The organism is Thalassospira profundimaris, assembly GCF_003326795.1.
GTDB classification, from domain to species: Bacteria; Pseudomonadota; Alphaproteobacteria; order Rhodospirillales; family Thalassospiraceae; genus Thalassospira; species Thalassospira profundimaris_C.
Map to the genome: position 1 here is coordinate 44593 of NZ_JPWI01000006.1, position 14607 is coordinate 59199.

Genomic DNA, 14607 nt, shown 5'->3' on the forward strand with positions numbered 1-14607 from the left:
GTTCCTTACTGGTCAACCGGAATTCCGGCTTTTAAAATAATTCACAGCGCCCGGATGAAAGGGCATCAGTTTTTTTGGGTGCCATTTTCCAGAAATCTGGACCCCAAAAGGCACCAAAGAACGACTTCATAGCATCGCGACCTTCGGCGATTGTCTTGATCCGTTTTAAACAAGATCATCACCGCATCAGCAACCAATAGTTTGAGAAATGCCACTTTCCACCCAAGCGGCCAGAAATGATCGAATATTTCTTGGGACAGGACAAAACAGGGCAAGAGCATCAGAGCAAATTTGTTTGTCTGATTGCGTTTGACAAATTTGGGGGCTGCCCAACCAATTCCACGTACTCCTGACCAGCAGATGTTCGGGCCAAGAATAGTGTGTGGGGAGTGCCGGGCGATGTCAGAGGAAAGCCGAATGACGGCTTCGAGCGCCATTTGGCACCTCAAACAAACCGGCGGCCAAGCGACCAAGCAAGCCGCCGGTTTGTAGACGAGGGTGCTATGTGAGAGCACCCTCCGGGCTCAGTAGACTTCGCGATAGATCGCTTCGATATCGCTTGCCGTCATATCGCGCGGGTTGCTTTCAATCAGGCGATAGATTTTGCCAAAGACTTCCTCGGCCATTTCGGACAGGGAGTCTTCGGTTACGCCAAGATCGCGCAGGCGGGTTTCAAGGCCGCTGGCCGGGACCATTTCCTCGATCCGGCGAACAAAGGCCTCGGCGGCTTCTTCCTCGGATGCAAAATCGCAATCTTCGATCAGGCACGGGGCCAGTTCGGCATAAAGTTTACCCGCTGCTGGCAGGTTAAACCGCAGCACCTGTGCCATGACCAGTGCATTGGCGTGACCATGCGGAATATGGAACCGTGCGCCCAACGGATAGGCCAAACCATGAATGGCGGCAACCGATGCATTGGCAAAGGCCATCCCGGCAATCAATGATCCCTGAAGCATCGCAGAACGTGCTTCCTTGTCGCCCGGATTTTCAATCACCTTCATCAGGTTCTTGCCCAAAAGCGACAAGGCCGTCACCGCCATACCATCGGCAATCGGGTTTTTGCGCGTACGGCTGGTGTAACCTTCAATCGCATGCACCATCGCATCAAGCCCGGTTGCTGCGGTAACTTTCTGTGGCAGGCCATAGGTCAGTTCCGCATCCAGAAGCGCGATATCGGGCATCAATTGCGGGGTGTAAACAACCTGTTTGAGACTGTTGTTATCGGTAATCACCGACACCCATGTCACTTCTGATCCGGTCCCGGCGGTGGTCGGGATCTGGATCAGGGGCAAACGGTCACCCGTTGCCTTGTCGATGCCGTAAATGCCTTCGATGGTCTGATCGCTATTGGCAAGCAAGGCGACAAGTTTGGCACTATCAAGCGAACTGCCGCCGCCAAGACCAATCACGCCATCTGCCTTCCAGTCCTTGGCGCCATCAATGGCCTGCTGGACGATATTCTGGGGCGGGTCGGCCTGAACATCGGCAAAGATCTGGACAGCAATGCCGGCGGCTTCCAGTGATTTCTGCACCTTGTCGGCATAGCCAAGAGTGATAATGCCCGGATCGCAAACAACGGTGACGCGGGTTGCGCCCAGTTCTTTCATCAGGGCGCCGGTTTTAGTAATGCCGCCTGCCTCGCAAACTATGCGCGGCACACTACGAAACATGAAACTCATGGTGGGGCTCCTCGTTGCCGGTCAGATGGCTTTCCCGGCGAGACCGCCGAGACACATGTATTTAATCTCGACAAAATCATCGATGCCGTATTTCGATCCTTCACGACCGATACCGGACTCTTTCACGCCGCCAAACGGGGCTGATTCTGTGGAAATGATCCCTTCATTGATCCCGACGATGCCGTATTCCAGTGCCTCGCCAACGCGCCAGATGCGACCGATGTCACGGGCATAGAAATAGGCCGCCAGTCCAAAGGGCGTGTCATTGGCCATGCGAATGGCCTCGGCCTCGTCACTGAATTTGAACAGCGGAGCAACCGGACCAAAAATCTCTTCGGAGAAGATCCGCATTTCTGCGGTGACACCGGTCAGAATGGTCGGGCTAAAGAAATTGCTGCCCGGTTTGGCGCGTTCACCGCCAAGCACGGCTTTGGCACCGTGGTTGATCGCGTCATTGACAAGGGTTTCGACCTTTTCAATCGCCTTGGTGTTGATCAATGGCCCCTGCGTTACGCCATCCTCGGTGCCTTGACCGACGCGCAGTTTGGCAACTGCGGCGGCCAGTTTTTCGGCGAAGGCATCATAAACGCCTTCCTGAACCAGAATGCGGTTGGCGCAGACGCAGGTCTGACCGGCATTGCGGTATTTGGATGCGATGGCACCGGCAACGGCCTCGTCAAGGTCGGCATCGTCAAAGACGATAAAGGGCGCATTGCCGCCCAGTTCGAGACTGACTTTTTTGACGGTATCGGCACATTGGCGCATCAGAAGTTTGCCGACCTGGGTCGATCCGGTGAAGGACAGTTTGCGAACAATCGGATTGGTCGTCAGTTCATTGCCAATATCCGCACCGTGCGATGCGGTGACAACATTGATCACACCATCGGGGAAACCGGCACGTTTGGCCAGTTCGGCAAGGGCAAGAGCGGTCAAGGGAGTATCTTCGGCCGGTTTGATGACAACCGTGCACCCCGCAGCAATCGCCGGGGCACATTTACGGGTGATCATCGCCATCGGGAAGTTCCATGGCGTAATCGCGGCCACAACACCGATCGGCTGTTTGACGGTGATGATGCGTTTATCTGCACCATGTGACGGAATGACATCGCCATAAATGCGTTTGCCTTCTTCGGCAAACCATTCAAGGAAGGACGCGCCATAGGCCACTTCACCGCGCGCCTCGGCAAGGGGTTTGCCCTGTTCACGGGTCATCAGCAACGCAAGGTCTTCCTGCGCTGCCATGCAAAGGTCAAACCATTTGCGCAGAATATTGGCCCGCTCCTTGGCGGTCTTTGCCCGCCAAGCCGGAAGGGCGGCGTTGGCTGCATCAATTGCTGTCCGGGTTTCTGCCGCACCCATATCGGGGACATCGGCAAGATGTTCGCCGGTGGCCGGATCGGTCACGGCAAAGGTTTTGCCATTGTCGGCCGAAACCCATTTGCCATCGACATGACCAAGGGTTTGCCAAAGACCGGTATCATTGAGTTCAATCGTCATGGGGCTATCCTGTGGTTAAAGTACGGTGGCATAGATGGTCCGCGCGGCCTCAAAGGTCATCTCGCGCGGGTTGTTGATCAGAAGGCGTTCGACCTTCATCGCATCGGTCGCAAGCATGTCGAGATCGGCCTCCGTCACGCCAACATCGCGTAACTGACGGGTAAAGGGCATCCGTTCGACCATGTCAGTCATGTAGCTGATGAAACGATCACAGGCATCATCATCATCGGCAAACCGTTCACCGGGCAGAACGGCACGGGCCAGTTCCGCATATTGCGCACAGGCCGCATCGCGGTTGAACTTCAGAACCTCGATCAGGACAAGTGCGTTGCTGTGACCATGGGGAACATGGAAATGCCCGCCCAGCGGATAGGCCAGAGCATGCACCGCTGCAACCGGGGCGTTGGCGAATGCCATACCGGCCATCATCGATCCCTGCAACATGGCTTCGCGGGCTTCACGGGACGGGGTTGCCGAAACCGCATCATCAATATGGGCAGTCATCAACTGCATGCCACGAATGGCCAGACCATCAGACAACGCGTTTTTCTTGTGCTTGCTGGTATAGGCCTCGATGGCATGAACCATCGCATCAATACCGGTCATTGCGGTAATCGATGCCGGAAGACCCATGGTCAGTTTGGCGTCAAGCAAAGCGACATCCGGATAAAGAAGCGGTGATACAACGCCTTTCTTTTCCTGGGTCGGGGTGGTGACGATGGAAATCGGGGTGACTTCCGATCCTGTCCCTGCGGTGGTCGGAACCTGAATAAGCGGCAATCTTGGACCATTTGCCAGACCGATCCCGTAGATCGCATCAAGTTGCTGGGGATTGCCACACAGCAAAGCCACCAGCTTGGCTGTATCCATCGATGATCCGCCGCCAAGGCCGATAATGATGTCTGCACCAAAATCCTGTGCGCCCTTGACCGCTTCAAGGATGGTGCTTTCAGGCGGGTCGGCTTCAACCCGGGTCCACAAAAGGGTATCGATTCCGGCATCAATCAGGGCCTGATAGGGGGCATCAATCAATCCGACTTTCTGCAAGCCCGGATCGGTGATGAGAACGGCGCGTTTTGCGCCGAACTCGTTACACAGGCTGCCCAGCTGAAGTGCGCCATCAAATTCGCAGATGACGCGGGGCGTGGTTTCAAATGTAAAATCTGACATGGTGATCCTCGCTTTGGCCGGGCTTATGCGGGCTGGGTGTTTGATGAGGAAACAGTGCCGCGTTCGATGCGATAGCTGCCTGTCACCAGATCGGCGGAATGGGTGTCATCCGATTCTGAAATCAGAACACACAAGCCACTGCTGCCAAGGTTGGATATGACCTCGGACAGACGGCGCGACAGAACCGGGGCAACGCCCTCGAACGGTTCATCAAGAAGCAACAATTTCCGGCCCGGCATCAATGCGCGGCCAAGGGCCACCAGTTTTTGCTGACCACCGGAAAGCTGCATGGCGCGCCGGGCACGGAACTGTGCAATTTCCGGAAGCAGGTCATAAACCCATTCCAGACGTTCCCTGGCATCTGCAATGCCGTTGGTCCATGCCGGAAGAAGAATGTTTTCCTCAACCGTCAGGGACGGGATCAGGCGGCGGTCTTCGGGCATATAGCTGATACCGCCTTTTGCACGACCGAAATCAGCCGTCTTGCGCAAATCCTTGCCATCAAAGGTGATGGAACCATCATCGGCCTCAAGCAATCCCATGATGGCACGCATCAATGTGGTTTTGCCCGCACCGTTATGTCCGATCAGACCAAACATCTGTCCGGACGGAACAGTCAGGGAGACATCACGAAGGATCGGGATATTGCCGATCGAAACATTCAGATTTTTGATTTCCAGGGTCATGATACGCCATTCCCTTTTTTGTGGGTGGGACGATGGCCGGTGACAAGATCACGTACGCGTTCATCGGCAAGAACCGCCGAAGGCTGCCCGTCGGCGATGATCTCGCCGCTATAGAACGCCAGAACACGTGATACGTAACGTTCGACCACATCCATGTCATGTTCAACAAACAGCACGGTGACACCATGTTGGCGGACCGCATTCATCACGGTGTCCATCAATCCGGTTTTTTCATCCATGCTGACGCCACTGGTCGGTTCATCAAGCAACAGCATCTGCGGATTGCCGATCAGGGCCATGGCAATATCCACCAGTTTGCGGGCACCTTGCGGGACCGCGGTTACCAGTGAGTCTCGATAGTTCTCGACACCGAATTCACGCAGAATGTCTTCAGCCCGTGCGATGCGTTTGTCACTGCGAAGCGGGCTTAGGAAACTTGGACGCGGGCTTTCGGCAGCGGCAAGGGCAACGATCAGGTTGTCGAGTACCGTCATTTCAGGAAACAGCTGTGCTACCTGAAATGAACGAGCCATGCCTGCGCGTGTGATGGCACGCGGTGAATGACCAAGGATTGATTTGCCGTTAAACAGGATTTCACCACGGGTCGGCTTCAGATAACCGGTCACCATATTGATGAAGGTTGTCTTGCCCGCGCCGTTGGACCCGATGACGCCAACGATTTCACCTTTGGAAATCCGGACATCAAGATCCTTTGCGGCGATGACCGCACCAAATTCCTTGTTTAGCGATTTGGTTTCAAGAATGACAGTCATGCGCGTTCTCCTGCTTTTTTACGCGATACCAGGCTCCAGAGGCCTTTGGGCAGGAAGACGATGACACCCAGAAGGGTAAAGCCGAGGATCATCTGCCAGGTATGGGGAACCAGTTCGATGGCATAGGTCCGCACGACCGAGAAAACCACGGCGGCAATGAACGGTGCAGCGACATGACCCAATCCACCCAGAAGCGCGATAAAGATGAATTCGCCAGACGTGGTCCAATAGGCCATTTCCGGGTCAACGTGCCCGGTGGCAAGGGCGGTTAATCCCCCCCCAAGGGCGGAAACCGCGGCCGCACTGACATAGTTGCCATACAGCAACCATCGCGGCGAAAGACCAAGATATTCAACACGAACTTCGTTTTCGCGAACGGCTTCGCAAATCACACCGATCCCGGCCTTGGTGTAACGATGGATCAGAACAGCAATCACCAGACCGGCCAGAATGGTCAGGGTAAAGACCGTGTGCTGGCTGCTTTCCCCGCCGTCGGGAGCCCAGCCAAAGATTGTCCAGTTATGAACGTTAAAGCCGTCCGTGCTGCCCAGTTCCGGGCTTTTGACCAGAATGCCAAACAGGATCATCGAAAAGGCCAGCGACAGCATCGCAAAGAAGATATCGCGATAACGTGTCAGCAGCAGGCCCAGCACCATCGCAACCGCAATGGCGACCAGCATGCCAAGCGAAAGGGCAGCAATCGCATCATGGATGCCAAAGAACTGGCCTCCCATGCCGACGGTATAACCGCCGATGCAGTAAAACAGTCCCTGACCGAAAGATACCAGACCGGAACGCATCTGCATGACGACACCCTGCACAACAAGGGCCTTGGCAAAGGCGATGGTCAAAAGGAAGATCAGCCAACCGGGCGACACAAACCCGAACAGCACTAAGGCAATCGCAACTGCCGCAAGCGAGATTTCAGTTTTATCAAAACGCATGTCAGATTTTCCTCGCCAAAGTACGGCCAAACAGACCTTCGGGGCGGAACGCCAGAACCAACGACATCACGCCGTAAATGACGAAAAGTTCGAACTCGGGGGCATAATGGACAGCTGCGGCACGGCTTAATCCGACAAGCAGTGCGCCAACGGCGGCACCGCCGATACTGCCAAGTCCGCCAATCACGACCACTGCAAAGGCCAGAACGATGACTTCGATCCCGATACCCGGCACGACCGAAATGGCCGGAGCGGTCAGCGCACCGGCAAGCGCGCCAAGGATGGTGCCGATGACAAAGGTGATGGTGAACATCAGGCGGACATTCACACCCATCGCAACCGCGATTTCGCGGTCATGGATCACCGCACGCAAGACCTTGCCGGTATTGGTACGTTCAAGCAGTCCCCACAAAACAAGACCGATGACTGCCGAAACCCCGACCAGTGACAGGTCGTAGTTTGAGACTTTCAATAATCCAAGCGACGTTCGACCAAGTTCGGAATAGGGCTGATAGGCGAAATACGGGTTGACCCCCCAGACGATTTTCATCGTGTCTTCAAGGATCAGCAAAAGTGCATAGGTAATGATCACCATCAGGATTTCATCGCGGCCATACATCAGGCGCAGCAATCCACGTTCAATGATCACGCCAACAATCAGTCCGGCAACCAGTGCCGCACCAACCAGCAAAAGATAACTGATCCAGGCCGGGCCAATACCGTTATTGAAATACCAGCCGACAAGGGATGCTGCGGAATAGGCACCGATGGCATAGAAGCTGCCATGGGCCATATTCAGGATGCGCATCACCCCGTAAATTACGGTCAGGCCAGCGGCCACGAGAAACAGCCACGATGCATAGATCGAGCCATCAATCAGGACGGCAAGAAGACTTGTCATCACAAATATCCAGTGTGCAGGGAAAAGGGCGGGCATCCCGCAAAAGAGATGCCCGCATCGCAGGAAGATTGTGTGTGCTTAGTTACACTGAGCGCCCGGGAAGCCCTGGGCAATCCAGTCTGCGGCAGAAACACCTTCTGGCGGGGTTACGCATTCGCCAGAGAACGAGACGGAATTGACGATCGACGCCTTGCCGTCTTCATAGTGGTATTCGCCGTAAGAAATGCCCTGCATTGCCTGATGACCATTGCCGCGTGCCATTTCAACAGTACCTGAAACGGACGGGAAGGAAGCGCCTTTCAGGCCGGCAGCAAGCTGATCTGCGGTCGGGATTTCCTTGTCTGCCAGACCGGCATTTTCAGCAGCAAATTTCAGGCCGAGGATCGCCTGCGCCATCTTGGTTGCCGGGTAAACCGGATCAAGATCATAGGCAGCGTTATAGACACCCTTGAACCAGGTGTTCAGTTCGTTTTCCGGTGCGAATGCGCCGAACGGGCCACGTGCGCCAATGATCATGCCATTCGGCGCCTGATCCTTATAGGTCGCAAGGCTTGCTTCACCGCAAGTCAGAAGACCGGTGGCATCTTCAAGCAGGCCACGGGCATTTGCCTGAAGAACCAGTGCTTCCATGTCGCCACCCCAGAAGGAGCTGTGAACGATTTCCGGACGCTTGACCGACAGGGCAGAGATTTCTGCGCCATACTGGCCCTGATAGATTTTCGGGAACTGTTCTTCGACGATTTCAGATTCCGGCAGAAGTTTCGCCGCAGCAGCGGTGAAGTCGGCCCAGCTGTCCTGACCCCAGGAATAGTTCTGCTGGATGCCCGAAAGACGGGTTACATCCGGACGGGTTGCTGCGAGGTAACGTACGGCACCGATATTGTCGACCGATGCATCAAGGCCGGTACGGAACATGTATTTTGCGTCGCTGTTTTCAACGAACAGGCGGGAGGTCCCGCAATCATATGCGATGGTGAAGGTTTTCAGTTCTTCGGCAACCGGTGCGACAGCAAGGCAATCACCCGAAGAAACATAGCCGATCACGGCATCAACTTTCTGGCGCTGGACAAGGTTGCGATATTCTTCAACCTGCTTGGTCGCACCACCGGCCTCATCAATGATGACGGCTTCGATTTCTGCACCATTGATGCCGATCTTGTTGTACGGAGCGGGCAGTTCACCCTTGTTCAGCGCTTCAACAAGAACCTTGGCGGCATTGGCAGATGGAACACCAAACGGGCCGGCCGCAGGACCGGACAGGAAGGTAACAATACCGATGCGGAACTTGCCGTTTTCGGCTGCGGATGCACCCGATGCAAGGCCAGCCGTCAGGGCAAGGGCAGCGACGCCCGAAACCAGATATTTGCTGAAAGTTGTTTTATTGTTCTTCACTTTTTTTCCTCCCTTGGGAAAGGTCTATGGAGTTGGCGGTGGAACAGCCTCGGACCCGCCAGCCACGGCATCGCGGCGGCGTTTGACCATCTCTTTTGACGGTTTGAGGTCTTCGGCGTCGTAGATCGCCCAATTCCCCACCATCAATTTTGAAGGCGGAAAATCTTCGTTATGGACGACCGTGCCCACGGCTTGCGCCTGGACAATCTGGTGAGTGTCGGGATCGATATAGGATGCAAAGCCCGGTGGATCTTCGGGCAGGGCCAGTTGCAATCCTTCAAGCGCCTTGATCAGTGCCCTGTCATCATCAGCGTCACCGGCTTTCTCGATGGCGCGTGCTATCGCGATGACGCCGGTATAGGCACCTTCGGCAGCATAGGTCGGATAACGACCGGTCAGGTCATGGAACTGTGCGACAAATCGTTTGTTACGCCCGGTTTCCGGCCAGTTATTGTGGTGACGAGCCGACAGGATCAGGCCGGGATAGGGCTGATCGCCCAGCGCCATCATCACATCGTAATTGGCACCGGTATCGAAATTTGCCAGACGGGTGGTTTCAAAGAAACGGGTCGTTGATGCCTGTTTGATAAAGGCAATGAAATCACCGCCCCAAAGTGCAGTCACCACGACATCGGGTTTGGCCGATTGCAGGGCATTGATATAGATCGAATAGTCCGGTTCATACAGCTTGGGCCACAGGGCACTGACGGTTTCATATTCAACGCCAAGCCCATCAAGGGCGAGCTGCAAGTCAGTCCAGGAAACATGCCCATAGTCATAATCCGGTCCGACAAAAGCGAGACGTTTCCAGCCGGTTTCCTTTTGCAGATCGCGCAGATAACGCGCGCCTGCTGCCATGCTGGTCCAGCTGTCATTCGTGACCCGGAAATAATAGTCGTGTCCGGCTTCGATGCTCAGCCGCGATGATGCATGGTCGGTTCCGACCATGATGATCTTTTCCTGACGTGCAAGATCACTTACCGCATGAGCAACGCCTGATGAAACAATCCCGCAAAAGAACCGGGCGTTATCCTTTGCGACGAAATCCTGTGCCAGACGGACGGCATAGGATGCCTTTGATCGCGGATCATCGGCAATCACGCGCAGTTTTGGTGGTGTCAGTCCTGCCTTGGTTTCTGCCACCAGATCATCAAGTGCGATTTGAATGCCGACAATGCTGTCGCGACCATATGTCGCCGAGCGACCGGTCATCGGGTACAAACAGCCGATCACCGCATCGGCTTCGTCCGCCGATGCGCCCAGCTCAAAACGTTCGGCCTGTGCGCCATTGGCGACAAGCAATGTGAACGCGGCAATAATAATGGTGATGCACCCGGAAACCGGGCGTGTGAGCATCTCCATGATGTATCCTCCCTACGAATGGTTGTTCCATTCGTGTTTGTACCTTTGTCCGGGTAATTGGCAAAGGCTGTGCCAACTGTTCCGCTAAATGAAAAAGGCAGGGAGATCGGGGCTTTGCGCAAAAGATGTGTGGTTTGTTTGCGAGGGATGAGCGCAGAAATGAGCGGTTGGCGCTCCAAATTGAAAAAGCCATTGAGCGAAAACCGCTCAATGGCTTTTGGTTTGTGAATGCGAGATCGCTCAGGACGACTATTGCAGACCCAGCCGTTGCAGTCTGCGTTTCAGGGCGTGACGTGAAATGCCAAGAATCTCAGCCGCCCGGCCCTTGTGACCGTCCGCCTGGTCAAGCGCATTCTGTACAAGATTGCGCTCAGTGTTATCCAGGCGGTCTTGCAATTGCGGCCCGTTTGAATTTGCCATTTGATGGGCTTCCCGTTCGCCGGAGATATCGGTTTCATGAAACTCGGTTGGCAGTAATTCGGGCGAAATTGTCTTGGCAGGATATAGAATTGTCAGCCGCTCAATCAGGTTTTTGAGCTCGCGCACATTGCCGCGCCAGCGATGGGCCAGCAAAATATCAATTGTTTCCGGTGCAAAATTGATCGGATGGCATCCTTCTGCCTTGGCTTGTTTGTCCGCGAAATGTTCGACCAGCTTGATGATGTCCTCACCGCGTGCCCGAAGGGCCGGGATATCAATGGTGATGACATTCAAACGATAAAACAGGTCTTCACGGAAGTTACCCAGACGGACTTCTTCGGCAAGGTCACGGTTGGTTGCCGCGATCACACGCACGTCTGCCGACGCCGAATGTTCGCTGCCAACCGGTCGATAATCTCCATTTTCAAGGAAATGCAGGAACTTCGCCTGCAACGCCAGGGGAAGTTCACCAATTTCATCAAGAAACAGGCTGCCGCCATCGGCCAGTTTAACCAGACCGGTGCGTTTCTGGTGGGCGCCGGTATAGGACCCCTTTTCCGCGCCAAAAAGCTCGGACTCAATAAGTTGTTCTGGCAGTGCTGCGCAATTGACCTCGATAAAGGCGCGTGATGATCGCGGGCTTTCGCCATGGATGGCGCGTGCGACCAATGCCTTGCCGGTTCCGGACTCACCCAGCAACAGAATACGGCTCGCACTGCTTTTGGCGACACGTTCGATGGTGGTGCGCAATTCGCTCATGGCGGCACAATCACCAATCAGTCCGTTGGCGGGAACATCGCGTTTGCGGTGATATTCCAGTTCCAGAGCTGTCCGGTTCTGATCCAGCACGCTGTTGATCGTGTGGATCAGTTCATCAAGTTCGAACGGCTTGCTGAGATAATCCGCAGCACCGAGCTTGACGGCCTTGACCGCTGCACGGGTGTCGCCATGTGCGGAAATCATGATCACGGGGACATCGATATCAAGATTGCGGATGCTGTTAAGCACCTCCATGCCATCGGCACCGGGAAGGCGCAGATCAAGCAGGATGATATCAAACTGGTTTTTCCGAACTTCGAGAAAGGCATCTTCGCCGGAATGAACGCCGGTGACGTCCATGCCTTCGGTCCTGAGCGCAAAGCTCAGGGAACGAACGAATGATTCCTCATCGTCGACGATCAGTAATCTGATCCTCTTGGACATCTTCGGGGTCTTCCTCCTGGGCGGTTCCCGCCTTTGTGGCCGGGAACTTCAGTGTGATTGTCGTGCCCTCTTGCGGGGCACTTTCAATATGAATTTTACCATGATTGGCTTCGACCAGCTGCTGACTGATCGTCAGACCAAGACCGGTTCCTTTGCTTTTCATGGTAAAAAATGGCTGGACCACGTCAAGCAAATGCTGTTTGGGGATGCCCGCACCATCGTCTGTGACGCGGATTTCTACCCACGCTTCGTTCTGTTCTGCACGCAAGCCGACCGTGCCGCCCGCCTTGCAGGCCTGAATGGCATTGATGCCAAGATTAAGTAAAACCTGCAAAACCTGATCCGGGTCGATATACAGTTTCAGGCCGGAATCGCCACTGGTGTAGAACCTGACATTTGCATCCTTCGCAATCGGTTCCAGCACGCGGGCTGATTGGCGGAACAGGTCGCGAATTTCAGTGTTTTGCGGGGCAGCTTCACCCGGACGGCCATAGGCCAGAAGATCATTCACCACACGTGACAGGCGATCAATCTGATGACCCATGTCATCAAGCAACACCTTGCGTTCAACATCCTGTTCCTTGCGAGTCAGGGCCTGAACGGTGGTTTTCATGGTGGCAAGCGGATTGCGAACCTCGTGGGCAACACCAGTGGCAAACTGACCGAGAACTGCAAGTTTTTCGGCACGCACGGTCCGGTCGATCAGGTCTTTGAGTTGCCATGCCATGGTGTTGAACGCCTTGGCAACCGTGCTGATCTCATCACGGCGACGACCTTCGGGCAGGCGATAGTAAAGATCACCTGATGCGATGCTGTGTGCACCCTGAACCAGCGTATCAACCCGTCGGCGCAGACTGCGCGACAGGGCAAAAAAGATCGCCAGAATAACCACGATGATCAAGGTCGCCGTGACATAAAGCCAGAACCGCGTCTGATCAATCGGCTGCAAAATGGTGCCGGGGTGGACACTCATGACGATGTTCCAGCCCGGAAGAATGCTGGGACCTTCGATCAGCTCGCCGGTTACCTCGGCCGGACGCCCTGTCGGGTCGAGAACAATACCGCCCGGGGTGCGCAAAAGCGGTTCAATAACCCCGGCCACACCGGCACTGACCAGAAGTTCGGTCAGGGATGACAGGCGCACATGCAGGGCAACCGATGTATTCTGCCCAAATCCGGTGTCACGAATATGCTGGCGCATCAAAAGCCAGCCGGAATTGCCATTTTCAGGCAGTTGCGGGCCGATAAATTCGATACCTTCATGTTCGACCCGCGGAAGGCCGCGAATATCCCATCCGGTTTTTGACCAGTATGGGGGGCCAGATGCCGCTTGCCCGGCGACCAGACGATCCAGATTGTCGTTCCAGTCAAAGAACAGCACGCCATAAAGATCAGGTGAATCTGCCTCAACTCGAAGCAGGGTCAGGGCTTCTTCTGCTTGTGGCGAATTTGGTGCTTCGATGAATGCAGGGAGCGCAGGGTGATTGGATAGCGTCACCAGTTGATAAATGCGCGCATCAAGAAAGGCAGACAACTTGTTCGATGTTGCAGCAACCTGGGCACTAAGGCGTTCGCCGGTCAGGCGGTCGATCAGTTCATTGGAAAAACGCTGATAAAAGAAGCTCAGTGCGACAAGCGCGCACACGACAACGCCGACCGATAATAATGTATATCGGCCCACAAGGCTCAGACGTTGATTGCGTGACCAATGAAAACCGGACACAGACGGGCTCCCTTACGTTGAATTTTTCAACGCGTATTCTTTATTTGTCATAGTTCTGAAGCAAATGTTGCACGGCAGCAAGTCAAACCTGATTGTCTCAGTCAGGTTGACATGTGGTACATTCGGCAAAAGCAGGGCTCAAAAAGCAGGAATGCCCAAGACAAGTGCCTTGGGCATTCCGTTCATTCTGCATCAGAAAAGCTAGGCTTGTTATGCCTTGGCTGTCGCCGGACCACCGGTCGATTTTGCTGTTGTCTTCCCGCCCTTGACGAAATCGGATGCCTTACGCTTGCCTTCGGCAAATTCGTCTTTGAAGCGATCTTTCATTTCGTCTGCGTCGAAATCACTGACCGTACCGCCCTTGGCGAAATGCCATGCAAAGACACGGCCAAGCGCGTAGGTGCAAGCAGCGGTGAAAGTCGGCATGGCCACAACACCAAACACGGTTCCGACGACCGGCACGCGACGGATCAGGTTCGCCGTCGCAATACCGATGCCGGTAACCGGCAGAACCGTTGCAACAAGGGTCGCGACCGAGTTCTTGATGGCATTTTCCGAGAAGGATACACCGTAAATGTCACAAAGTTTGGCAATCATGCGCAGCTGAATTGTGCTGCATGCGGCCATCTCAAGGAAGGGGATCGGAACAAGTGCGCCAACAGCAGCATAAACGCTGTGGCGATGAATGCAGTCGCGCGACTGTGCACGGATCTCATCCGCCTCTGCAACGGCAACGTCATCAGTCTCTTGTACGTTCTCTGCTTCTGTCATTCTCGCCTCTTGATAAGAACTGTTGATCTTTATCCCGAAATTCAATCTTCAACTCAAGAATCAGACTATCTCAACTTGGGGTTGGT

13 protein-coding genes are annotated in these 14607 nt (G+C 54.8%); all 13 read right to left on the minus strand.

Features of this window, described 5'->3' with window-relative positions; translation table 11 throughout:
- Positions 1-65: 65 nt before the first annotated feature.
- The 13 genes from TH30_RS10720 to TH30_RS10780 all read right to left on the minus strand — a co-directional run bounded on the left by TH30_RS10720 (position 66) and on the right by TH30_RS10780 (position 14521).
- Positions 66-437, minus strand: coding sequence for a hypothetical protein (locus TH30_RS10720; RefSeq protein ID WP_114098094.1), 372 nt, complete (start codon positions 435-437; stop codon positions 66-68).
- Positions 438-524: 87 nt separating this feature from the next.
- Positions 525-1679, minus strand: a complete 1155-nt coding sequence (locus TH30_RS10725) for an iron-containing alcohol dehydrogenase (RefSeq protein WP_114098095.1) — start codon at positions 1677-1679, stop codon at positions 525-527.
- 21 nt (positions 1680-1700) lie between these two features.
- Positions 1701-3176, minus strand: coding sequence for an NAD-dependent succinate-semialdehyde dehydrogenase (locus tag TH30_RS10730; protein WP_181850239.1), 1476 nt, complete (start codon positions 3174-3176; stop codon positions 1701-1703).
- A 15-nt stretch (positions 3177-3191) separates the two neighbouring features.
- A complete protein-coding gene (locus TH30_RS10735) occupies positions 3192-4346 on the minus strand; it encodes an iron-containing alcohol dehydrogenase (protein ID WP_114098096.1) in 1155 nt (384 codons plus the stop codon).
- A 23-nt stretch (positions 4347-4369) separates the two neighbouring features.
- On the minus strand, positions 4370-5032 hold the full coding sequence (locus tag TH30_RS10740; protein ID WP_114098097.1) for an ABC transporter ATP-binding protein: 663 nt from the start codon (positions 5030-5032) through the stop codon (positions 4370-4372).
- Positions 5029-5805, minus strand: a complete 777-nt coding sequence (locus tag TH30_RS10745) for an ABC transporter ATP-binding protein (protein ID WP_114098098.1) — start codon at positions 5803-5805, stop codon at positions 5029-5031. The genes TH30_RS10740 and TH30_RS10745 overlap by 4 nt, the downstream gene beginning before the upstream one ends.
- Positions 5802-6749, minus strand: coding sequence for a branched-chain amino acid ABC transporter permease (locus TH30_RS10750; protein ID WP_114098099.1), 948 nt, complete (start codon positions 6747-6749; stop codon positions 5802-5804). Before TH30_RS10750 ends, TH30_RS10745 begins: the two co-directional genes overlap by 4 nt.
- Position 6750: 1 nt before the next feature.
- Positions 6751-7650 carry a branched-chain amino acid ABC transporter permease gene (locus TH30_RS10755; protein ID WP_114098263.1) on the minus strand — a complete coding sequence of 300 codons (900 nt, stop codon included), beginning with the start codon at positions 7648-7650 and terminating at the stop codon, positions 6751-6753.
- A gap of 78 nt (positions 7651-7728) precedes the next feature.
- On the minus strand, positions 7729-9042 hold the full coding sequence (locus TH30_RS10760; protein WP_114098100.1) for an ABC transporter substrate-binding protein: 1314 nt from the start codon (positions 9040-9042) through the stop codon (positions 7729-7731).
- A gap of 24 nt (positions 9043-9066) precedes the next feature.
- Positions 9067-10404 carry an ABC transporter substrate-binding protein gene (locus tag TH30_RS10765; protein ID WP_114098101.1) on the minus strand — a complete coding sequence of 446 codons (1338 nt, stop codon included), beginning with the start codon at positions 10402-10404 and terminating at the stop codon, positions 9067-9069.
- 249 nt (positions 10405-10653) lie between these two features.
- Positions 10654-12027 (minus strand): sigma-54-dependent transcriptional regulator, encoded by a 1374-nt coding sequence (locus tag TH30_RS10770; RefSeq protein ID WP_114098102.1) that lies wholly within the window; start codon positions 12025-12027, stop codon positions 10654-10656.
- Positions 11990-13750, minus strand: coding sequence for a sensor histidine kinase (locus TH30_RS10775; protein ID WP_114098103.1), 1761 nt, complete (start codon positions 13748-13750; stop codon positions 11990-11992). Before TH30_RS10775 ends, TH30_RS10770 begins: the two co-directional genes overlap by 38 nt.
- Before the next feature lie 210 nt (positions 13751-13960).
- Complete coding sequence (locus TH30_RS10780) at positions 13961-14521, minus strand: YcjF family protein (protein ID WP_114098104.1); 561 nt, start codon at positions 14519-14521, stop codon at positions 13961-13963.
- Positions 14522-14607: the final 86 nt, after the last annotated feature.

Coding starts and splice junctions, on each gene's coding strand:
- TH30_RS10720 (WP_114098094.1), bottom strand. CDS start 437: ATGGCGCTCGAAGCCGTCATTCGGCTTTCCTCTGACATCGCCCGGCAC.
- TH30_RS10725 (WP_114098095.1), bottom strand. CDS start 1,679: ATGAGTTTCATGTTTCGTAGTGTGCCGCGCATAGTTTGCGAGGCAGGC.
- TH30_RS10730 (WP_181850239.1), bottom strand. CDS start 3,176: ATGACGATTGAACTCAATGATACCGGTCTTTGGCAAACCCTTGGTCAT.
- TH30_RS10735 (WP_114098096.1), bottom strand. CDS start 4,346: ATGTCAGATTTTACATTTGAAACCACGCCCCGCGTCATCTGCGAATTT.
- TH30_RS10740 (WP_114098097.1), bottom strand. CDS start 5,032: ATGACCCTGGAAATCAAAAATCTGAATGTTTCGATCGGCAATATCCCG.
- TH30_RS10745 (WP_114098098.1), bottom strand. CDS start 5,805: ATGACTGTCATTCTTGAAACCAAATCGCTAAACAAGGAATTTGGTGCG.
- TH30_RS10750 (WP_114098099.1), bottom strand. CDS start 6,749: ATGCGTTTTGATAAAACTGAAATCTCGCTTGCGGCAGTTGCGATTGCC.
- TH30_RS10755 (WP_114098263.1), bottom strand. CDS start 7,650: ATGACAAGTCTTCTTGCCGTCCTGATTGATGGCTCGATCTATGCATCG.
- TH30_RS10765 (WP_114098101.1), bottom strand. CDS start 10,404: ATGGAGATGCTCACACGCCCGGTTTCCGGGTGCATCACCATTATTATT.
- TH30_RS10770 (WP_114098102.1), bottom strand. CDS start 12,027: ATGTCCAAGAGGATCAGATTACTGATCGTCGACGATGAGGAATCATTC.
- TH30_RS10780 (WP_114098104.1), bottom strand. CDS start 14,521: ATGACAGAAGCAGAGAACGTACAAGAGACTGATGACGTTGCCGTTGCA.